The following is a 21,600-nucleotide window of genomic DNA, read 5'->3' as shown; positions in this document are numbered from 1 at the left end:
TAAATCATATAACAGCAATAAAAAAGCCGTTCCAAATGGAACGGCTTTTTTATTGTATCGTTGTTTCTTTATTAGTTTACACCATAAAAGAATGCTCTGTTATCTTCTATATCAGATGACTTCTTTAAAGCTTCGAAAACGTTTCCTACTCTACCTTTTCTCTCTTCTGACAGTCGTTGTCTGAAAGGTTCGTAGTTTGGAACTTCAGCTGGCTTTTCTTTCTTAGTGATTACAAAAGCAAACACTCCTTTACCTCCTTCGATTCCGTTGTACAATTGGTTTTCTTTAGCGTAGTACATTGCTCCTACAACTTTAGGCTCAAATCCTACTCCTGTAATAGAAGGTGATTTTAAAGCTACATCACTCATCTTCTTAACAGCTACTTTGTTTGCTGTTGCGATATCATTAAGTGTAGCTCCTTTCATCTTTTCTCTGATCAACTTTGCTTTCTTCTCATTCAATAAAATTGGTTTTACTCTTCCTGTTGCTTTAGATGCCGGCATCAAACCTTCTTTAGTTTTGTTTACCAAAGTAGCTACAACATAACCTCCTTCGACATCAAATCTCTTGAAGTCACCTTTGTCTGTATCGCTAGAAAAAGCCCAAGAAATTACTTCTCTACTGTTTCCTTGAACTCCAGGAAGTCTTTCATCTAATACTTTTAATCCGATAGCCGGTCTTGTAGTATATTTCTTCTCTCTTGCAGCACTGTAGAACTTGTTTGTGTTTCCGTCCATAATAGACAAAGCAAATGTTTCTGCTTCTTGGAAAATTGCATCTTCTGTTGCCTGAGATGGCTTGATTGCTTTACCAAAAGTTACTAGCTTGTATGCATTTTGCTTGTTCTTCTGATCATCAATTCTAATGATGTGGTAACCAAAAGCAGTTTTAACAACTTTTACTTCTCCTTTTTTGTTATTGAAAACAAACTCTGCATAGTCTTTATCAAATCTAGGAGAGAATGCATTTTGGTGATTGATCCATCCTAAATCTCCTCCTTTGTCTTTACTACTATCTGTATTGTACTTAGCAGCCATTTCTTCAAACTTCTTCTTGTTATTTCTAACCAATTTGAAGATGCTATCTGCTGTTACTTTTGCTTGTTCTTCTGTTTGTGTAACATCTGCTCCTGCACGTGCAGCTCCAATATGTGGAATTAAAATATAGCTAGAGCTTACAGAATCTGGTCTCTGAATGATGTCTACAATTTTTGAAATCTTGTAGAAATTTCCTTCTTCGTAAGGACCAAATGTATCATTTACTTTTCCAGCTACTACTTCTTTAGAAATAACGGTAGGAACCTGAGCTTCTAATAAATAGTTTTGAATTAAAGGAAGGTCTGATTCATTCTCTTCGAAGAACAATTGATAGTCTTCTGTGTTTTTAAATCCTAAAACATCAAGATCGTTTCTGTCTTTGGTATCGTTTAATAGATCTGCAACAGATTTCTTGATCTCATCTTTATCTTCTTGTGTAGCTTTGATATCAAACTTCACGAAAGAAAGATCTCTTGTTTCTTCAACTTGAAATTCTTTTGGGTGAGATTTTACATAAGCTTCAATGTCTGCTTTTGATACGTTAACTAAACTATCAGGAATAGTTAAGTAAGGTACATATACAAAATCAGCACTAATCTTAGTATTTTCTTCGTTATATCTATCTTTTCCTTCTTTTAAAGAAGCTCCTAAACCTGCACTTACTAAATTGTTATAAGTATTTCTCTTTAGGTTTAAACCAATTAGATTAATATAATCATCCCAAGCTTTTGCTAATTCTCTATTCTCTCCGTTTCTGGTATCTTGTAAAAACTGTTTGAACATGTTTTCATCAAACAACCCAGCTTCATTAAAGAACTGTGGGTTTTGAGAAACTGATGGCAACGAAATTAATTCATTCCATACATCAGACTCACCAATAGTTACTCCTGCTTCTTCTAATTGTTGAGAATAGATCTTCTCTCTTAAAAGGTTGTTCCAAACAGCATTGGCAGCTTGCATTTCAGTAGCACGATTTTGTGTTCTCGTTTTGTAGCTATCTACTGCTTCTGCATACTCTTGTCTGGAAATAGGTTCACCTCCTATTTCTCCTACTTCATTAATCTTTGAAGAATTAAAGAAATCCGTTAATGTAGATGGATCTAATACAAAGGCAAACAAAGCCAATCCAATAACGGCGATCAATGCAACAGATCTTTCTCTAATTTTTGATAAAATTGCCATAAAGTTGATTATTTTATTTTGAATGGGCGAAGATACAATTTGCCAATTAAATAAACAACCTGAAACCCTAGTATTTACAGAAATTTTACAAGAAAATTAACGTAGAAAATATGTTTTAATTCTCCTTATTTTCCAAGGCTTTAAGGTAAATATCGTCGATTTTTGAGGAGCTTACTTTTAGAATCTTAATGTGATAGTTCAAGATCTCCAGTTCTTCATCTTGCTTAGGTATATTTTCTGTATGATTGATGATAAAACCTCCTAAAGTTTCGTAAGCTTCTTCTTTTGGAATATTCAAATCGTACTCTTCATTCAAATAGTCTACCTCTAAACGAGCTGATAAATTGAATTCATTATTGGTCAGTTTTTCTTCCAACAATTCTTGCGAATCGTGCTCATCTTCTATTTCTCCAAAGAGCTCTTCTACAATGTCTTCAACTGTAATCATACCTGATGTTCCTCCATACTCATCTACAACAACAGCAATGCTTTTTCTCTTTTTCATCAGAATGTTTAATACATCATTGATCATCATAGATTCCGGCACTATTTCTACCGGTAGTAAGATAGATTTAATAGTACGTGGCTTTTTAAACAACTCAAAGGCATTGACATATCCGATAATATCATCCAATGAGTTTTTATACACTAAGATCTTAGAATACCCGGTACTGATGAATGATTCTTTTAACTCATTGACCCCGTCATGGATCTCAATGGCCATGATCTCTGTTCTAGGCACCATGATCTCACGAGCTTTTACCTTTTGAAACTCTAGTGCGTTTTGGAAGATTTGTATTTCAGAATCCATTTCTTCCTCGTCGTTTCCGGTTTCCAGTTGTTCCGAAATATAGTTTCCAAGTTCTTCTTTACTAAACTCTGTTTGTTCTTCTTCTGAATGCGTTTTGAAAAATACTCTCAGGAAAAAGTTAGAAATTCCATTCACGATAAACGAGAGTAAATAGAGGATCAAATAAAAGACGTATGCCGGTATAGCAAAGAATTTAAGCATTTGATTGGCATACACTCTAAAGATGGCTTTGGGTAAGAATTCTGCTGTAACAAGAATAACTAGTGTAGAAATAACCGTTTGAATAAGTAGAATCCAAAAGTCGGAATATTGTTCTATGGGCAATGTTTCTACGATTACCTTCCCCATAAAATAACTATATACTACTAAGGAAATATTATTCCCTACGAGCATGGTTGTTATAAATTTTGAAGATTTTTGGGTAAGTTTTCCTAGAATGGTTGGTATAAACCCTGACCTTTTTTTCTCCAGTTCTATGTGGAGCTTATTTGCAGAAACAAATGCGATCTCCATTCCTGAGAAGAACGCTGAGAGGATAATAGAAGTTAGAATAATTATTATATCTAGCTCCATTTATTTTTGTTCGGTTCTCTCTGCAATCCTTTTCCTAAACTTTCTTGTAAAGAAAAACTTAAGTATAACAGCTCCGGCAATGGCTAGAAGAATTAATGCCATTTTTATATCTTTTCCGAACTGTAAAATTCCTTCTACTATTAGGATCAATGCAATAATCAGGTATCCGTAATAGGTATATTTCCAAAGCTTAGTCATAGTTCATCTTCATTGGTTATGATGTCTCCTGTTATTTTCTTAGACACCCATTTGGTTAAATTCTCTCTCGACTCAAACCCTATTCCTTTTGTAAAGGTACTATCGGTCAATTTCGTTAATATAAATGGTTTTTCCGAGAAAAAGTATTTATTTTTTTGATCCCAAAATAATTGATCAGTTTCCAATTTTGTCATATCCGTATGGTTAATCACCACAACATTTCCTTTTAATTCAGAAATAGAGGTCTTTGCATACGACAGTGCATAATCTCCAACAACGGTTACAGAATCTTTGCCGTCATTTTCAAAATTGATAATCTTCACTCCTTTTGGGAACTCGTTATACGGATGATTTTTACGATTGCTAAAATCATTCAATTGTGGAGTGATGAGTTTAGAGGTAATACGTCCCGAATCTTTATATACGTGATAGGCATCTCTTGCCACACCTATTGGCAAGTTCTTTTCTGCCAAAAAATCACGTACCTCTTTAGAATCATTGGTACAAGAAAAAAGCATTGCTGTGAACAATACCACAGCAATGCTTTCTTTTATTATTTTGAAAGGTTTATTCATTATTTACCACTAGTGGCCACCTTTACAGATTCATTTATCCAACATTTAACAGCAAAAGAATCTCCTACTTTTTTACCTTCAGTAAATACTACTTTCTTAGAAGGGAAGTTAGCTTTATAGTTTCTCATGAACTTACCTGCTACTGTACTGATACTTGGATCTACAGCAGAAGCTTTTCTAGCTTTGTTATAAGCTGCAACATAAGTCATTCTCTTTTCAAACTCACTGTTACCACATGCATTTACAGAAGTAGCATATAAGTTTGCGATGAATAAATATGCTTTACCAAAATTAGGGTTTAAGCTAATTGCTTCTCTAGCTAAAGATCTAGCTTTAGATTTTTGCCCTCTTTTTCTAGCAGCCTGAGCAAATTTTAATTTATAGTTTGCTTTCTTTAAAGGATCTGTTTCTAACTCAAATGCTTTCATTCTCATTTGCTCTGCTCCAGCATTGTCTCCATTCTTTGCTAATACTCCGGCAACAAATGTATATGCGTCTGCAGAAGGAGAAGCATCTGCATATGCTTTTGCTAGTTTTTCAAATAAAGGATCATCAGTACATTCCTTGTTAAACATTCTTGAAACGGCTCTTTTTAACCATTTAGCATTGGTTTTATTAGCTTCAAAATCTCTAGTATACAATGGAACTAATCTATCACAAGTAGACAACGTTACAATAATATTATCTAACCCTGTTTCAACTTGCCCTAATGCTTTAGAGTTAACTGTATAAATTTTTAAGTTTCTTTTTTCTTTCTTATCTAACTCTTCTCCAGCTTCCTCTTTATTTTGAAGTGGCACTAATTTTTTAGAGTAGTCAGCTAATTTAGCAGCTACAGACTCTAACACATCGTCATACGTATCAAATACTTTTTGAGGGTTTGAATCTTTGTTCTTATCAGTAATTCCTTGAAAGTATCTGTAGATATTTTTCACACCCAACCTTGTAGGGTCTATATTGTAAGCTTTTTCTAATAAAACAAATACTTCATCATCAGACGCTAATTTGTTTTCTATTAAAAAAGCAGCATAATCACTGTGCACTTTAGCAACATCATTATTAGGATAGTTTTCTAATCTTTGATCATAAACTCTTTTCATTAAGACAGCTGCTGCTGACTTATCTGTTCCTTCTTCATATCTCTTTTTTGCTAATTTATATCCCAATTTATAAATATTAATCGATAACTTTTTACAGTTATCCATTAACCAAATCCAATTTGTATATGCATCATCATATTTTTTGGATTGGTAATCCCCTTTAAAAAGGTTATACTTAATTGTACACTCTTGCTGTTCTGCTTGAGCTACAACTGTTGTTAATCCCATGAAAAGAAATAAGTTAGCTAGTAAAATAATTCGTTTCTTCATTTTTAATAGTATTTGTTAATCAATTTGTCTTTTTCTAAACCATAAGTCGTTTAGAGATAAACTCAAACGCAAATTTAAGTAATTCTCTTGGAGTAATCCATTCTCTGTTGAACCTCTCTTTCCATATTCAAATCCAACATTTACATTAGAGACCCTATTCCCCAGTGGTAAACCTAAACCAAAAGATATGCCAAAGTCATCAACAGCTGTAAAAGTATTTCCACTAGGTATACCATTTACCAACAATCCAGTCTTTGCATATTTGAATCCGGCTCTATATGTTACTCTCTGCCAATAACTGGAAATAGAGTTAAATTTTGGAAGGTAAAACCCTCCTAAAGATACTCTTGACGAGTTTCCATATCGCAAGCTTTGTGCTGACTCATTCAAATATCCTGATGGCATCAATGCATCTTGAAACTGATAGTCTACCGCAGCATACCATTTATTTTGTTTTCCTACTCCAATTCCAACAACTGTTTCCAAAGGTCTTTCTAAATTCCCTCTTAAAGATGTTGCTGAAAGTGTATCTCTTGGAATTTCACCTCCTAAAGATCCTTGAGTAAAAGAATACAAGTATTCTTCTCCTTTTGCTCTTAGTCGGTTGCTCAATTTAACTGCTGCTCCTACAGTAAGATCAATATCTTCCTTTATTTGAGTTTTGTACTGTGCCCCTATTTTTATAGAACCTCCTCTAATTCTAGAATCTTCAACATTTTTAGTTCCTAGAGCTACATTCTGTCTTCTGTTACTAACATTGTTTGTGATATTTCCAAACAAGAAATCAACTTCTACACCTAGAGAAAATCCTTTGAACAATTTTGCTCCAATTCCTCCATATAATCTATTTACAGCTCCGTCTCCGGTAAAAGCAGTAATGTCTACTATGTTTCCATCTCCATCAACGAGATTATTGATTAATGAATACCCTACAGCTGAAGTAGGTTGCAATCCAGCAATAATTCCTGCATTTTTACTAATAGGTACTCCAAAACTAAAGTAACTTAAACTTGTTGTTGCTGAAGACTGATTGGTATCTGCGTCTTTTACTCTTAGATCGTTGTGTAAAAGTCCAAAAACGTATGTTGCATATCTCAATTCTGATAATGCAGCCGGGTTGATAAAGTTTAAGTATTGGCTACTACTGTAAGCAGCTCCTACACCACCCATACTAATTTGCTCTACAGTTCTTGTTCCGAACTCGTCTCCTACTCCAAAAATTGAATATGGAGATGAACTTGATCTTTGAGAAAATGCTTGGATCGATACTAGTGCAGTAATGAAGAATATGATTCTTTTAATCATTCTTTATTATTAAATGTCAATATTTGATTTAATCCGTGGAGGAGAAAATTTTGATTGGCAAATATGCTATTTTTTAATTGTTTGGACAAGAATTTTGTATCTCCTCCTGTTAAAACTACTGTTAAATCTTGATATTTTGCCTGATATTGGTTGATTACCCCTTCAATTTCCTGAATTACACCATTAATTATGCCAGAGTGAATTGCTCCTGAAGTTGAATCTCCAATCAAATTAAACTCCTCATTAATAGTTAATTGAGGGAGTTTTGAAGTATAATCGTGTAACGATCTATATCGAACTGTTATTCCTGGTGAGATTGCTCCACCTAGATATTCGCTTTTACTATTTAAAAAATCATAAGTAATGCAAGTTCCCGCATCTATAACCAATACATTTTGGTTAGGAAACTCACCAATAGCTCCTGCAACAAGTGCAATTCTATCAATTCCTAAAGTCTTAGGTGTACTGTATAAGTTCTGAAACGGAACAGGTGTTGTACTATTTAATTGAATAAAACGCGGAATTTTACTTAACTGATCGACTATTTTGGTGTTATTTTCTCTTACAGAAGACAAAATACATTGGTTAATTTCTCTTTCTTGTAAAATTTGTTGAATTTTTTTTGAGAATTGTTCTTCTTCAAAAACAAAATGCTCAATCAACTTATGTAACTCAAATACAGCCGCTTTGACTTGCGTATTTCCTATATCAACAACAAGATTTATCATGTGGTTAAAAATGAAGCTCAAAAATACAATAGATTTTTGTAATTTTATTTGGCAGATATAAAAAACTCGTTTTATATTTGCACCCGCTAGAGCGATAGCGACCAATGGTGCCTTAGCTCAGTTGGTAGAGCAAAGGACTGAAAATCCTTGTGTCCCTGGTTCGATTCCTGGAGGCACCACCAAAAACCCGAACAAGTTTGTTCGGGTTTTTTTATACTTTCTTTTTATTTTTTTGCAACGCACACTTTTCCTTATCGTCTTTCCTACAGAAACTAAAACCAAGATTATGAAAAGTATCACAACCAAATTTTTTCTTCTAGCCTTATTTGTATCATCATTAGCTTTTTCTCAAAGCAGAGTAAAAGAGCGCGACGTAATTGGAACATGGAAGTTCCATATAGATCTTAATAAAGAGATCGATGAAGTAGATGAAGAAGAGGGTTCTTTTGGAAGAGCTCTTGCAAAAGGAATTTTAAAAACCGTAGATGAACTCATTAAAGATGCAGAGATCACTTTTGAGTTTAAAAAGAACCATATTTTAGTCATCAAACAAAAATCTCTGGATGAAGATGAAACTATAAAAGCAGAAGCTTGTACTTGGAGTATTGACAAAAAAGGAAGATTGGTTACCACTTCTAAAAGAGGTGATCGTCTGAAATTAAACGACAATAACGGCTGGATGCTAAAAAGAGGGAAACTTGTTTCTGTAGACGATAACAGGAAAGTTCAGGATAATGTATGGCTTGAAAAAGTAAAACGTTAAATCGATTCACAAAACAAAAGCCCAATCATATGATTGGGCTTTTGTTTTATATCATCTGTAAATTGATAACTTCTTGATTGGTTAACTCTCTCCATCTTCCTCTTTGGAGATTCTTTTTGGTAAGTCCAGCAAAAATAACTCGATCCAGTTTTACCACTTTATAACCTACGTGTTCAAAGATCTTTCTAACAATTCTGTTACGCCCGGAATGGATTTCTATTCCTATTTCCGTTTTGTTTTGCCCTTCTACATAGGAAACAGCATCTATAAATACTTTTCTTCCTTCTATAATAACATCTCCTCTTAATTTTTCTAGATCTTTTAAATCTAGCTTTCTATCTAAAGAAGCATGATACAACTTTCGTACATTATGCTTGGGGTGTGTTAGTTTCTTAGCTAACTCACCATCATTAGTAAACAACAACAAACCAGTAGTCATACGGTCTAATCTTCCTACAGGATAAATTCTTTCCTTTGTTGCGCTATCTACTAAATCCATCACAGTTTTTCTACCGCGTTCATCATCCATTGTTGTGATGTAATTCTTAGGCTTGTTTAACAAAACATATCTCTTTTTTTCCGGAGAGATCATTGTTCCGTCAAACCTTACTTCATCTGTCGGTTGCACTTTATACCCCATTTCTGTAACCAACTCACCGTTTACAGTAACACTACCGTGCTCTATAAAAGTGTCGGCTTCTCTTCTTGAACAAATTCCTGAATTGGAAATAAATTTGTTCAATCGGATACCATCAGTATCTGTCTTTTTGGGTTGTGAACTTGTTTTCTTAAAGTCTTTTTGAAAACCTTTTTTACGTTGAGGAGAGTTGCCTTTACTTGCGTGTCGTCCTCTCGACGAGTTTTTACGTGTGCTCATTTTAAAATTTTCGGCAAAGGTACTGCTAATTATTTCATTTTTAATGAAGTCTGTCAATAACTTTCTCTATGAGCAGGCTTGGATCAATAAAAACCAGACTTACAACTCCTAACAACAATAAAAACTTCAATGCTGTATGAAGAACTGTATAATGCCTCTTTTCTTTTGATTTAAACAAAGCCACTCCTACAACAATAAGAGATACCATTGTTATATAGAAATAATATTTCATGTAGGAAATAGCAGGATAAGTAAAGAGGAAAATTACAGGGCCTAAGGTCATTAAAAGTAAAAACACCGAAAATATCTTTGTATTACGCTCGCCATAAGCTACAGGAAACGTCTTATAATTACTTGCTACTGCTCCTTTCATATTCTCTAAATCCTTGATCAGTTCTCTTACCATGATCACAAGAAACAAGAAGATCGCATGCACAAAAATGATCTTAGAGAAATTCTTAAAATAGACAAACACTACGAAAAAAGGCAAAATTGTAAGAACCGTGGCCGCTATTAAACCTGTAAGAGGATATTTCTTTAGCTTGTGGGAATAGAACCAAATTCCGAAGATATAAACAGAAAAAAAGGCTGCCGCTTTCCAAGACACAAAATACGCAATAACCACTCCTATAAAATTAAGGATAAAGTACAGAGTTAGTTTTGTTTCCTGACTCACATAACTATCTAAACCGGCTTTATAAGGTCTATTGATTTTATCTGCCCTGCTATCGTAAAAGTTATTGATAATATAACCTCCGGCCACAACACAAATAGAGGCAATAACTACAAATAATAAATGCAGATCAAATACAACGTGTCTAACTGATTTTTGAGGAGAAAAGATAAAAATAGAAGCTAAATATTGAGCTGCAACCAGCACCAAAATGTTGTAACCTCTAACAACAGACAGCAGGCTAAAAACCTTATAAAATAAAGAAACTTGCTTCGTATTCTCCATTTTAAATAGCTTCTAGAATCTGTATACTACCTCTAATTTATAATCTTTAAGTGATTCTTTGGCTTTATCGTAGTCTTGTGTAAATCCTAAGATATAACCTCCTCCTCCTGAACCGCATAACTTCAGGTAATAATCATTTGTAAGAATTCCTTGCTCCCAAACTTTGTGAAATGCTGAAGGAATCATTGGTTTGAAGTGTGCAAAAACAACTTTAGACAGATTCTTCACATTTCCAAAAAGTGATTTGATGTTTCCGTGTAAGAAATCATCAATACACGCATCTGTATAAGAAACAAACTCTTCATTGAGCATTCTTCTAAAGCCTTCGTTTTTCATCTTATTCATAAAGATGTTTACCATAGGCTCTGTTTCTCCTACTTGTTCAGAGTCTAACAAGAACACAGCTCCTTTTCCTTCTTTTTGCGAAGGAATTCCTGCCGGTTCTATATTTGTTTTTGAGTTGATTAGTATAGGTAAACTTAGGTAACTATTTAAGGGGTCAAGCCCAGAGCTTTTTCCATGGAAAAAAGATTCCATAGCCGAAAAAATATCTTTGAGCTTTAATAATTTATCTCTTGTTAGGTTTTCTAGAACTGTAATCTTATCATTCGCATATTGATCATACACAGAAGCTACCAAAGCTCCTGAACTTCCCACTCCGTATCCTTGAGGAATAGAAGAATCAAAATACATCCCACCATCTATATCTTGCTTAAATCTATCCAAGTCAAAGGATACAATATTAGTATCCAAATCTTTTAGATATTCGTAAAACTTAACAAGGTTTTCGTTTGACTTTTTCGCTTCACCTGATAAATTCGCAACTGACTTTAATGCTCCTTTGTATGAATTGTAGGGTATAGCAAGTCCTTTGGAATCTTTAATGATACCATACTCACCAAAGAGCAGTATTTTTGCGTAAAAAAGAGGTCCTTTCATAGGGTTTTATTATAGTACAAAGGTACGATAAAATTATTCATCATCAGGATAATAGACATTTTTGTAGAAAGTTTTCCATACTCCTACTTTCTCTCCATCTCTATATTTTCCTTTTGTTTTTATTTTTCCTGTTTTGTAATAGATCTTCCAAACACCTTCTTTGTTTCCTTTATCATAACCTCCATCTACTTTTAATTCTCCTGTTGGATAGAACTCTTTATAAGGGCCATTAAGCTTCCCTCTCCTGTATTTCTCTTTTTTAGAAACGATTCCATCTCTAAAATAATAGGTTAGAATTCCATTAAACCTTTCGCTTCCTACAGTAGAAAATTCTGCCTTCCCTTCTCTGTATTTGTTACCATTTTTATAGTAATCTATAATAACATAACTCCCGCGTTTCTTTTTGGGTGATGGCCTATAGTAAACTCCATTCTTTTCTGTTGTGATCTGATGATCTTCACCAATCCAGACTCTGGCTTGAGCTTCAGAAGTAAATGGGGATATTCCAATAAATAAGAAGAAAACAAAAAGAAATATTGTTTGTTGATTGCCTTTCAAAAGATTATAATTTTTTAGCTCCTAAGCCTACACTATCACAAATATACTGATTTTTCTGACAGTATTTAGAAAGCTGATTTTCAGCAAACTGCAAAACACTTTCTTTCTCATTCTCAGGGTACAACATATGTACATTGGCTCCTGCATCTAAGGTGAAACAAACTTTGCTTCCTGTTTCTTCTCTATAATTCCAAATTGCATTGATGATCTCTAATGTATTAGGCTTCATCAAAATAAAATACGGATTACTAGTCAACATCATTGCGTGTAAACTCAGCGCTTCGCTCTCTACCAAACTGATGAATTCATCAATATTTCCTTCTTTTAGACAACGGGTGATCTTTGACAAATTATCATTTGCTTGCTGAAAACGTTGCTCTGCAAAAGGATGGTTGTGCATCAAATTATGCCCTACTGTACTGCTTACTTGCTTTTCTCCTTTGTCTACTAATAAGATAGTGTCTTGATAGTTTTCGAAAATAGAAGCTACTTGAAATGGAAACTTAACTCCGTAAAGATCAGAACTGCCTTCAATTTCTTCATGCAATCCCCAAACAACCAACGGCCCTTCTATACTTCTGCTTGCGCTTCCAGAGCCTAATCTTGCTAAGAAAGAAGCTTTCTTATTCAAAAATTCATCGCTCAGTGTTGATTTGCTTAACTCATTTTCGAGGTTCATCAAACACATGGCAATGGCACTCATCCCACTTGCTGAAGAAGCAATTCCGCTACTATGGGGAAATGAATTCTCTGAATTGATAACCATTTCATAATTCAGTAAATATGGGCAGTACTCCAAAATTCTTTCGAAAAACTTTGCGATCTTAGGTTTAAAATCGTCTTTCTTTTTACCTTCAAAGAACAACTCGAAAGTTGGCGTTTCTACCTTGTCGACTTTTTTAAAATCAATGGTTGTAATGGTATGACTCTGACTTAAGGCAAAGCTTATGGAAGCATTCTTAGGAAGTTGAGGGTCTGTTTTCCCCCAATATTTCACCAATGCAATATTACTTGGTGTTTGCCAAGTAAAGCTTGCTTTTTCTAAAGAGTTCTGTAATGATCTTGGAATGAATTCTTGTGTACCCAAAGGACTTGTTTTGCAGCAAAGATAGAAGTTTTACCTCATTACTCATGCAACCTTTTCAGCACATTTTCTTTATAGGATCTGCTGATAGGAATTGCTTTTTTGCCGAGTTCAATAAATTCGCTTGTAAAGGATGTTATTTGCCCTATTGAAACAATAAATGACCTGTGAGTTCTCAAGAAATAATCTTTTGGCAATTTGCTTTCTATATTGTTGATGGTTTCTCTTGTAACTACAACCTGATCTTTCAGGTGCATTTTTATATAATCGCTTAAACTTTCGATGTATATAATATCATCAAAATTGATCTTCACCATTTTTCGTTCTGATCGCACAAAAATAAATTCTTCTTTTTTTGTAGGCGTCACAACTTCATTTACGTTCTCTTTTGACATGTACAAATCGAAGAACTGACGTACTGCCTTGAAGAAGCGATCAAAAGAAATGGGTTTTAATAAATAGTCTACTACCTGCAAATCAAACCCTTCAATAGCGTATTCTCTGTAGGCTGTTGTAAATATGATCTTTGTTTTAGATTGAATGCTCTTAGCCAATGTTAAACCGGAAATTTCCGGCATGTTAATATCCAAAAATAATAGTTGAATATCTTCTTTAGCAAGAATTTCTAGTGTTTCACTCACGTTCTTACACTCTCCTATCAATTCTAGATCGGGAATTTTTTCTACAAAAGATTTGATGATCTCTCTTGCTACAGGTTCGTCATCAGTAATTAAACATTTAACTTTAGGCATCCTCTATTGTTTTTTGATCTGACAATTGAATTTTTAATTCTACATAAAACTCGTTTGCCTGGCGATTAACGTCAAGTTCATAACGATTTGCATATAACATTTCCAGTCTTTTTCGGATATTGTCTAAACCGATCCCTTTAGTTTTCTCCTCATTCTTTTGACAAGAATTTTTCATCTGAAATACAAAAAAGCCATGCTCTTCTTTTGCTAAGATATCTATACTTAAAAAGCCATCAATAATAGCTCCGTGCTTGAATCCATTTTCTACAAAAGGAATTAACAGCATAGGTGCTACTTGCATATCACTCTTTAAATTTTCAAAACTAACATTCACTTTTAAAGTATCGTGAAATCTCATTTTCTCCAGAGAAATATAATCTTCAATATGTTCTAATTCGCTTTTCAACGGAACTCCCGGTTTGTCTATTTGATACAGTATATAATCCAATAAATTAGACAGCTTTAAGATCATCTCCGGAGCTTCTTCTTTTTTTGCCAGAGCAAATCCATAAATAGTATTTAGTGAATTGAATAAAAAGTGAGGATGAATCTGCATTTTCAGCAGTTTCAATTCTTGTTGTTTTAATTGTAACTGTGCTTGTAATATCTTATTCTTTAAGTCTTCATTTTTTATATTAGACAGGTAACTATAGACAACAAAACTTATTGCGGTAGCTATGATCACTACAAAATAGACCCCTAAAATAATCAGTGCTAATGATTTGGTAAGCACAATTGAGTTTGCCTCTTTTAAATAAGAAGAAAAAACCAAGCCATAAAAAACAGAAAGGAGAATGGCAACGAAAGAAATGATGAAAGTATACCCTCCATATAAAAGGAATAATTTGTATTTCTTTTTCAACAAATAATTAGGAATTAAATACAAAATGATAAAGTAACTAAATAGAATAGTTACCGGCATTAAGTACCTTGAAAAACTATTTACGTACTCTATATTAGAGCTACCATATCCCAAAAAATAAGTATAGAATGAATAGACTCCTATCCAAAAGAATACATTTACAAGTAAGAAAGAAAAATATTTCAACACCTTCTTCATAAGCCTGCAATATCTTATATTTTATAGAATTTTGATGGTTTTTGCGATTAAATTCCAATACTCATAGACAAATAACCGATTTTAGTCTATTTTGTTGAAACTAGTTTTAGATTTGTTATTTTGAGCTCATAAATTGTAGGTCATCGCTATTAAAGATTAGCTACGGATTTGAGGTATACTTTTGATTCGTAACATTAAAAACAAAGAATTATGAAATTTTTATTCTTCAACTTATTAAATGACGGTGGTCCTATTTTTATGTATCCTACTTTATTAATGCTAATCATATGTATTATTTTATTGGTAAAAGCCTTTTTAAAGGGTGATGAAAATGGCAAATCATTAAATCTTTTAAAACACATTAGCTTATTTGCCTTGGTTTGGGGATTTCTTGGACTATTTATTGGTTTAATAGAAGCTTTCGATGCTATATCTATGGCAACCCATGTTTCTAGTGCTGTATTTGCAGATGGTCTAAAAATTGGACTCTTATCACCTACCTTTGGGATGGTTACCTTTTTAATTGTTCGCTTAGGAATCATTGGTCTAACAATGAAAAAAAAGTAAGCTAACGCATCAACTTCCACATATAAAGAGACATAATTCCACTTAGTCTTTTTCAATCTTTAACAACAATATTTATGAGAAAATCTATTATTTTCTTAGTGGCATTGTTATGCCATTTCACAAACTATTCTCAAACATTCGATTCAAAGAAATTAGATCGTTTTTTTGATTCGATGCAAACAAAAAAAGATGGAATGGGAATGATTTCTATCTATAAAAACAATAAACAAGTTTATCAAAAATCAATTGGGTATGCTAATGTAAAAACTAAAAAGAAAGCAGATCAAGAAACCCTATATAGAATTGCTTCAATTTCTAAAACTTATACTGCAACAATCATCCTACAAATGATAGAGGAAAAGAAGTTATCGTTAACAACTCAGTTAAGTGACTATTTTCCTCAAGTGCCCAATGCTACGAAAATTACAATTGAAGATTTACTAAGACATCAAAGCGGATTATATAATATTACCCAAGATGAAAACTTACGTTCTTGGGTGATCAAAAAACAAACGAGAAAACAAATGTTAGATCGTATTGTAAAATATCCTGTAGATTTTCAACCCAAAGAGAAAACTTCGTACTCAAACACAAACTACATTTTACTTTCATATATAGCGGAAAAAATTGATAGAAAATCTTTCTCTTCCATTGTTAAGAAAAGAATTGTTCGCCCTCTTAAACTTAAGAGAACACACTTTGGAAAACGTTTGAATGGTAAGAAAAATCAAGCTTTGCCCTTTTATCTTAAAAATGAGAAATGGTACCCTATTACAACAGAAACTCATTTAAGCGCCCCTATGGGAGCGGGCGGAATAGTAGCAAGTACTAACGATCTTGCTAAATTTTACATGAATGTATTTGGCAACAAATTGTTTTCTAAAGCTTCTTTACAGCAAATGACAGACACTTCAAAAGGAATGGGTTTAGGCATTTCCAGCATGGAATACAAAGGGCTTATGGTTTTTGGCCATGATGGTGGTATTGATGGTTTTTCTTCTTTTGCTTTACATATCCCAGAGAAAAATCTAACTCTGGCAATTACATTAAATGGATCTACTTCTGAGATTGTACCTACGGTTATCTCTATTCTTGACATCTACTTTGAAAACGACCCTACATTAAAAAGGTCTTCTACTTTTAGCGTAAGCTCTAAAGATTTAGATAAATATCTAGGTATATACGTGAGTAAGACTTTTCCGGCAAAAGTAACTATCACAAAAAAAGGGAATGTGCTCTTCGCTCAAGCAGAAGGACAGCCTTTATTTAAACTCCTGGCAGTAAAAAAAGATCATTTTTCATATGACTCTATGGGGATTAAATTCTCATTCAATCCTCCTAATGAAGCAATCTCAATTTTCTTTAGAGGCAATACTCATTTATTTAAAAGAATAAGATAATGGCAAAATCAAGCACCTTTCTCATTTTTATTTTAGCTTCTTTCTTCGGCTTTTCTCAAAGTAAAGGAGATCAATTGAGAAATGAAGGCAATTTAACTCAAGCTATAGAAGCTTACAAATCCGACTTTATCAAGAACCCTGAGAACTCCAGAAACACTTACAACTTGGCTTGTGCTTTTGCATTGACCTTTGCTCAAAAAGATAGTGCCTTCCATTATCTGACCATTGCCTTAAAAAATGATGATAGCTTATGGGCTTTGGCAGATAATGACTTGATCTCATTGACTGACGATCCCAGATGGAAAACGATTCAAGAGCAGCAATTGACAAAATTTCAAGCTAAGAAAGGAAAGCTACAGCAATCAGAATATGCAAGAAAGTTACTCATGCTTATTATGAAAGATCAAGCAATGGATTATCAAATAGATCTAGCCAAAAAGTATTACATGAAAAACGGTCAGATTCCGCATTGGTACTATCCTATTGCTCATCTTAAAAAGCAACTAAGTTCCGACAACTTTGAACAAATGGAACAGTTGATTAAAATCTACGGGTGGCCTACCTATTCAAAAGTTGGAAAACTGGCGGCAGATGGTCCTTTGCTAATCATCAATCATCATGAAGATGATGCAATTCGCATCAAATATCTACAGCAAATAAAAACAGCTTGTTTAAAAAAGGAAGGCAGCTGTATGGAATACGCAAAAATTCAAGATCGAATTCTGGTAAATCAAGGAAAACCACAAATTTATGGGATGCAGTTTCGCTATGACACAAACAGAAAACTTGTTCCTTTTCCTGTAGAAGAGCCTGAATATGTAGATCAAAAAAGATTGGCTATTGGTCTCGAACCAATCAAAGATTATTTAAAACGAAAGATAAATTTTGATTGGAAAGTAATGCAAAAGAGAAAGTAGTTGATATTTAGTTAGTGCTTTAAGTGCCCATTTCGTTAAGGAATGGGTATTTTTGCTTTATGAGCAGAAAAATAAAATTGATCTGGGATTTTAGAGGTCCGGAAGCTTTGGAAACAGCCAAGCATCATACCATTCATTTAAAAGAATTTGCAGCCATGGAAAACCTACATTATCATGAAGCTGATGTCACAGAACTCAACCCAATGCTAGCCTATGCTTTTATTACAGTAGACGAAAAAGATATGCTTACCTATAGAAATGCTCTAAAACCTCATCGTGGTGAAATAGCATAAAGAAAGGATAGTATTAGGTGTAGATGTGGCGTTTACTGTCTTTAGTAATTTTAGGAACTGAGCGATTTCGCGCATATCCAACCTCCGGTCCACGCATTTTGAAAGTTGAATCCTCCGGTTACTGCATCTATGTTTAAAACCTCTCCTACAAAGAACAGGTTTTGATGAAGCTTACTTTCAAATCTTTTGAAATTGATCTCTTTTAAATCTACTCCTCCAGCAGTTACAAACTCTTCTTTAAAAGTACTTTTTCCTTTGGCTTGAAACACAGCTTTTGTTAATTGATCTGCCAGTTTTTGCAATTGTACTTTGCTTAGGTCTGCCCAGTTTTGATCAGGATTGATATGAGATGCTATGACCAATCGTTCCCATAATCTTCTTGGAATCTCGGTAAAAGGAGATTTTAATATCAATTGCTTTTTGGATTGTTGAGCCTTTAAGTTTTGTAAATCTTCTAAAACTTCATTGGTAGATTGAGACAGCCAATTTACCTCCACTTTGTATTCGTAGTTCTTCTTTGCTAAAATTCGCGCACCAAAAGCTGATAATTTTAAAACAGCCGGTCCACTCATTCCCCAATGCGTAATCAATAAAGGCCCAAAAGCTTCTAGCTTAGTATCTATTAATTTTACTGTGGCATAAGGCACTGAAATTCCTAATAAATCTTTGATTCTTGGGTCTTTGATATTGAAAGTAAATAAGGAAGGTACTGGTTCTACAATAGAATGTTTTAACGATTTTGACAGATCCCAAACTTTTTTACTGCTTCCTGCTGCTATCACCAAAGCATCACAAATAAATTGTTCTTCCTTGGTATTTACGATCCATTTTTCTCCTTCTTTCACAACCGAAGTTACTCCATGATTTTTTAATACCGGAATATTCAACTCTTTGGTTTTCTTTAAAAAGCAATCAATGATCGTTTGTGACGAATTGGATTCTGGAAATACACGATTATCACCTTCAATTTTTAATGGAATTCCATTATTCTCAAACCACTCAAAAGTGTCTCCTGTCATAAATTGATGAAAAGGCCCTAAGAGTTCTTTTTCTCCTCTAGGGTAAAACTTCACCAACTCTTTAGGTTCAAAGCAAGCATGGGTTACATTGCATCTTCCTCCTCCAGATATCTTTACTTTCTGTAAAACTTCTTTTCCTTTTTCTAGGATGGTAATATCCAACTCAGGATTTATCTCTTTGGCATTAATAGCCGTAAAGAAACCTGCTGCTCCACCTCCAACGATGATTACTTTTTTCATAGAACCATTTCTGAATAGGAAAGAATTGTTGAATATCCTTTTTGTTTGAAATAATTGGGAGTCTCTTCATTTCCGGTAACCAAAATAAAATCTCCTCCCCAAGCACCAAGGCTTTTTATACTTCCAAAATAATCTGGAAATAAATTTTCTTTTACGGTAGGTAACCCTATTACAGAAGAAATTAGCAACTCATGTTCTTCTATCAAAGACTCAAACACTTCTATACTTTCTATTGCCAAAAGATCAAAAGAAATCTGAGAAATTCTATCAATAAGCTCTTTTTTGTCTTTGCTGTTTTCTCTGTAACGTTGAATCCCTTCTCTGCTATTTTGCTTTTGATTTAGATGTACAAAAAATAATTGCTCTTTAAATGATGGTGTAAAGTCACATGTATTAACAAATGGTTCTTTCCCATCAAACCTATACAAAATTGGTGAATCATTCTGAGCACAAGCAATGTCGTAACCACTCCCAGAGAAAGAATTCCATAATAATTTAAAAGGATCAACATTAGCCCATTGTGCTATATTATTGATGAGTGTTGAAGAACTTCCCAAACCCCAATCTCTAGGAAAGGTTAAATTAGTTTTTACTACAAAGCCTTTCTCTGTTTGTAAAAAGTCAGTATTCAACCTTCTAGCCTCTTGCAATATTTTCAATAAGGTTTCTGCAATAAATTCAGAGCTTCCTTCTTGTGATGAATTAAATGTTGCGCTTACCAGCCTTAATTTAGGAAGATCGAAAATAGCTTCAAACCAACATTGATTTGCATGGTCAAAACTCCCCCAAATCAGTTGTGATTCTTCAATAGACTCTACAGTAAGATCTTGTCCAAAAGAAGTGGGCACAGCTAAGGAAGTTGCTCCATCTAAAACAACATATTCGCCTGTAAGCAATAACTTTCCGTTCGAGTAGTATCTATTCAATTATTGTTCTTTTGTCAGGTCGAGCGGAGTCGAGACCTAAATTTACAAAAACCTCTCGACTCCGCTCGAGGTGACATTTTGTAGTGAAACTACTTTTTTATCTTATTATACTTTTCAACTACAGCACTATGCGAAACTGTTTTGCCATCAAAATAAGTAGCAATCTCTTTTTTCTCAGATTCATTAGCACCAAGTTGGTTTAAGATATTCATCAAATGCATTTTCATATGACCATGCTGAATTCCTTTCGTTGTCAATGCTCTTAAAGCAGCAAAATTCTGAGCCAATCCTGCAGTTGCCATAATCATCATCAATTCTCTTGCAGATGGTTTTTGCAACATATCTAAAGATAACTTTGCCATCGGATGTAAAGAAGTCAACCCTCCTACTGTTCCTAATGCCAATGGAATTTCTATCCAAAAACGGAATATACCATCTTTCACCTCGCAATGAGTTAAACTTTTATAGGTTCCTGATTTGGCTGCATAGGCGTGCACTCCAGCTTCAATTGCTCTAAAATCATTCCCTGTTGCCAAAACCACAGCATCAATTCCGTTCATGATCCCTTTATTATGAGTAACAGCTCTGTAGGGTTCTATTTCTGCTATTTGTATTGCTTGGCAGAATTTTTTGGCAAACTTTTGTGGATATTCTCCTCCCATTTCTTCTACCTTGCAACTAACCTCTGCTCTTACCAAACATTCAGGTACATAATTAGAAAGAATGCTCATTACAACCTCTATTTCATCATTCCTAAATTCTTTGGCCATAGCTTCCAAACAGGAGTTGATAAAGTTTGCTCCCATAGAATCAACCGTTTCAAAAGTAACATGCAGTTGATAATAGTTGGCTAGCTTATCTGTTTTGTCTACCAATTCAACATCTAAAATTCCACCACCTCTTTTTTCCATATTTCTAGTAATAGAAGTAGTAGCAGAAAGCAGATCGTTCTTTTTCGATTCAAAATATTGGGTTAATTCAGTCTTATCACCTTCATACATAAAGTGAACCTGCCCAATTTTTTGAGTTGAGATCACCTCTGCTTTGAAACCTCCTCTTGAGCTCCAAAACTTGGCTACTAATGAAGCCGCTGCTACTACAGAGCTCTCTTCAACCACCATAGGAATTACATACTCTTTCCCATTGATAATGAAGTTGGGAGCTACCCCGTAAGGCATATAAAAATTGGAGATTGTGTTCTCTATAAAATCATCGTGAAGCTGTTGTAGCTTCTCATCTACATTCCAATATTGTTTGATCGTATTGATGATCTCTGGCTGATTATTAAAGTAGTTTGCCGCCAGCCATTTGATTTTTTCCTCTTTGGTTAGTTTGGAGAATCCAGAAATAATTTTAGACATTGATGTCATTTTTCATTCATGCACAAAGATAAATGAATCGCCTAAAACTAGGCTACATATTGAACATTTATAGTTTTTAGGCTCGATTTTTGATGATTTTTCCGTAA

Annotated in this window: 22 protein-coding genes and 1 tRNA gene; 6 read left to right on the top strand and 17 right to left on the bottom strand. The window is 34.0% G+C overall.

What is annotated here, in order from left to right; genetic code table 11:
- Positions 1-71 precede the first annotated feature (71 nt).
- The 7 genes from ACFSRZ_RS16055 to ACFSRZ_RS16025 all read right to left on the bottom strand — a co-directional run bounded on the left by ACFSRZ_RS16055 (position 72) and on the right by ACFSRZ_RS16025 (position 7,776).
- Positions 72-2,219, bottom strand: a complete 2,148-nt coding sequence (locus ACFSRZ_RS16055; protein ID WP_379667593.1) for a peptidylprolyl isomerase — start codon at positions 2,217-2,219, stop codon at positions 72-74.
- A gap of 115 nt (positions 2,220-2,334) precedes the next feature.
- Entirely contained in the window at positions 2,335-3,603 is a 1,269-nt protein-coding gene (locus ACFSRZ_RS16050; RefSeq protein WP_379667592.1) for a hemolysin family protein, read from the bottom strand.
- A complete protein-coding gene (locus ACFSRZ_RS16045) occupies positions 3,604-3,801 on the bottom strand; it encodes a hypothetical protein (protein WP_379667591.1) in 198 nt (65 codons plus the stop codon).
- Complete coding sequence (gene lptC, locus ACFSRZ_RS16040; protein ID WP_379667590.1) at positions 3,798-4,376, bottom strand: LPS export ABC transporter periplasmic protein LptC; 579 nt, start codon at positions 4,374-4,376, stop codon at positions 3,798-3,800. The genes ACFSRZ_RS16045 and lptC overlap by 4 nt, the downstream gene beginning before the upstream one ends.
- Complete coding sequence (locus ACFSRZ_RS16035) at positions 4,376-5,746, bottom strand: tetratricopeptide repeat protein (protein ID WP_379667589.1); 1,371 nt, start codon at positions 5,744-5,746, stop codon at positions 4,376-4,378. Before ACFSRZ_RS16035 ends, lptC begins: the two co-directional genes overlap by 1 nt.
- Positions 5,747-5,761: 15 nt before the next feature.
- Positions 5,762-7,051, bottom strand: coding sequence for a hypothetical protein (locus ACFSRZ_RS16030; RefSeq protein WP_379667588.1), 1,290 nt, complete (start codon positions 7,049-7,051; stop codon positions 5,762-5,764).
- Complete coding sequence (locus ACFSRZ_RS16025; protein ID WP_379667696.1) at positions 7,048-7,776, bottom strand: type III pantothenate kinase; 729 nt, start codon at positions 7,774-7,776, stop codon at positions 7,048-7,050. The genes ACFSRZ_RS16030 and ACFSRZ_RS16025 overlap by 4 nt, the downstream gene beginning before the upstream one ends.
- Positions 7,777-7,885: 109 nt before the next feature.
- Between ACFSRZ_RS16025 and ACFSRZ_RS16020 the strand changes: the two genes are divergently transcribed.
- Positions 7,886-7,961, top strand: a tRNA-Phe gene (locus ACFSRZ_RS16020).
- 104 nt (positions 7,962-8,065) lie between these two features.
- The gene (locus ACFSRZ_RS16015; protein ID WP_379667587.1) at positions 8,066-8,542 is read left to right on the top strand and encodes a hypothetical protein; all 477 of its coding nucleotides are present in this window, start codon (positions 8,066-8,068) and stop codon (positions 8,540-8,542) included.
- Positions 8,543-8,588: 46 nt separating this feature from the next.
- Here the strand turns inward: ACFSRZ_RS16015 and ACFSRZ_RS16010 are convergent, their stop codons facing one another.
- Genes ACFSRZ_RS16010 through ACFSRZ_RS15980 form a run of 7 tightly spaced genes read right to left on the bottom strand, consistent with a single transcriptional unit; the run spans position 8,589 to position 14,770 of the window.
- Positions 8,589-9,419, bottom strand: coding sequence for a pseudouridine synthase (locus ACFSRZ_RS16010; protein ID WP_379667586.1), 831 nt, complete (start codon positions 9,417-9,419; stop codon positions 8,589-8,591).
- Positions 9,420-9,459: 40 nt separating this feature from the next.
- Entirely contained in the window at positions 9,460-10,377 is a 918-nt protein-coding gene (locus tag ACFSRZ_RS16005; protein ID WP_379667585.1) for a geranylgeranylglycerol-phosphate geranylgeranyltransferase, read from the bottom strand.
- Positions 10,378-10,389: 12 nt separating this feature from the next.
- Positions 10,390-11,316, bottom strand: coding sequence for a mevalonate kinase family protein (locus ACFSRZ_RS16000; protein ID WP_379667584.1), 927 nt, complete (start codon positions 11,314-11,316; stop codon positions 10,390-10,392).
- Positions 11,317-11,349: 33 nt separating this feature from the next.
- Positions 11,350-11,874 (bottom strand): toxin-antitoxin system YwqK family antitoxin, encoded by a 525-nt coding sequence (locus ACFSRZ_RS15995; protein WP_379667583.1) that lies wholly within the window; start codon positions 11,872-11,874, stop codon positions 11,350-11,352.
- Between the two features lie 4 nt (positions 11,875-11,878).
- The gene (locus ACFSRZ_RS15990) at positions 11,879-12,961 is read right to left on the bottom strand and encodes a diphosphomevalonate/mevalonate 3,5-bisphosphate decarboxylase family protein (protein WP_379667582.1); all 1,083 of its coding nucleotides are present in this window, start codon (positions 12,959-12,961) and stop codon (positions 11,879-11,881) included.
- Between the two features lie 38 nt (positions 12,962-12,999).
- On the bottom strand, positions 13,000-13,710 hold the full coding sequence (locus ACFSRZ_RS15985; RefSeq protein WP_379667581.1) for a LytR/AlgR family response regulator transcription factor: 711 nt from the start codon (positions 13,708-13,710) through the stop codon (positions 13,000-13,002).
- On the bottom strand, positions 13,703-14,770 hold the full coding sequence (locus ACFSRZ_RS15980; RefSeq protein ID WP_379667580.1) for a sensor histidine kinase: 1,068 nt from the start codon (positions 14,768-14,770) through the stop codon (positions 13,703-13,705). Before ACFSRZ_RS15980 ends, ACFSRZ_RS15985 begins: the two co-directional genes overlap by 8 nt.
- Before the next feature lie 210 nt (positions 14,771-14,980).
- Here ACFSRZ_RS15980 and ACFSRZ_RS15975 point away from each other — a divergent pair, with 210 nt between their 5' ends.
- The 4 genes from ACFSRZ_RS15975 to ACFSRZ_RS15960 all read left to right on the top strand — a co-directional run bounded on the left by ACFSRZ_RS15975 (position 14,981) and on the right by ACFSRZ_RS15960 (position 17,947).
- On the top strand, positions 14,981-15,337 hold the full coding sequence (locus ACFSRZ_RS15975; protein WP_379667579.1) for a hypothetical protein: 357 nt from the start codon (positions 14,981-14,983) through the stop codon (positions 15,335-15,337).
- A gap of 74 nt (positions 15,338-15,411) precedes the next feature.
- A complete protein-coding gene (locus tag ACFSRZ_RS15970) occupies positions 15,412-16,737 on the top strand; it encodes a serine hydrolase domain-containing protein (RefSeq protein ID WP_379667578.1) in 1,326 nt (441 codons plus the stop codon).
- Positions 16,737-17,654 carry a DUF6624 domain-containing protein gene (locus ACFSRZ_RS15965; RefSeq protein ID WP_379667577.1) on the top strand — a complete coding sequence of 306 codons (918 nt, stop codon included), beginning with the start codon at positions 16,737-16,739 and terminating at the stop codon, positions 17,652-17,654. Before ACFSRZ_RS15970 ends, ACFSRZ_RS15965 begins: the two co-directional genes overlap by 1 nt.
- Positions 17,655-17,713: 59 nt before the next feature.
- On the top strand, positions 17,714-17,947 hold the full coding sequence (locus ACFSRZ_RS15960; protein ID WP_379667576.1) for a hypothetical protein: 234 nt from the start codon (positions 17,714-17,716) through the stop codon (positions 17,945-17,947).
- 50 nt (positions 17,948-17,997) lie between these two features.
- On the opposite strand, the gene ACFSRZ_RS15955 is transcribed toward ACFSRZ_RS15960, so the two are convergent.
- The 3 genes from ACFSRZ_RS15955 to ACFSRZ_RS15945 form a co-directional block, all read right to left on the bottom strand.
- Positions 17,998-19,206: a BaiN/RdsA family NAD(P)/FAD-dependent oxidoreductase gene (locus ACFSRZ_RS15955; RefSeq protein ID WP_379667575.1), complete on the bottom strand. Its 1,209-nt coding sequence runs from the start codon at positions 19,204-19,206 to the stop codon at positions 17,998-18,000.
- A complete protein-coding gene (locus tag ACFSRZ_RS15950) occupies positions 19,203-20,132 on the bottom strand; it encodes a GYDIA family GHMP kinase (protein ID WP_379667574.1) in 930 nt (309 codons plus the stop codon). Before ACFSRZ_RS15950 ends, ACFSRZ_RS15955 begins: the two co-directional genes overlap by 4 nt.
- Positions 20,133-20,221: 89 nt before the next feature.
- The gene (locus ACFSRZ_RS15945; protein ID WP_379667573.1) at positions 20,222-21,493 is read right to left on the bottom strand and encodes a hydroxymethylglutaryl-CoA reductase, degradative; all 1,272 of its coding nucleotides are present in this window, start codon (positions 21,491-21,493) and stop codon (positions 20,222-20,224) included.
- Positions 21,494-21,600 lie beyond the last annotated feature (107 nt).

This window comes from Pseudotenacibaculum haliotis (assembly GCF_042684245.1).
In the GTDB taxonomy this organism is placed as follows: Bacteria; Bacteroidota; Bacteroidia; order Flavobacteriales; family Flavobacteriaceae; genus Polaribacter; species Polaribacter haliotis_A.
Note: the sequence above shows the minus strand (reverse complement) of the source record. Positions and strands in the feature narration are given on the sequence as shown.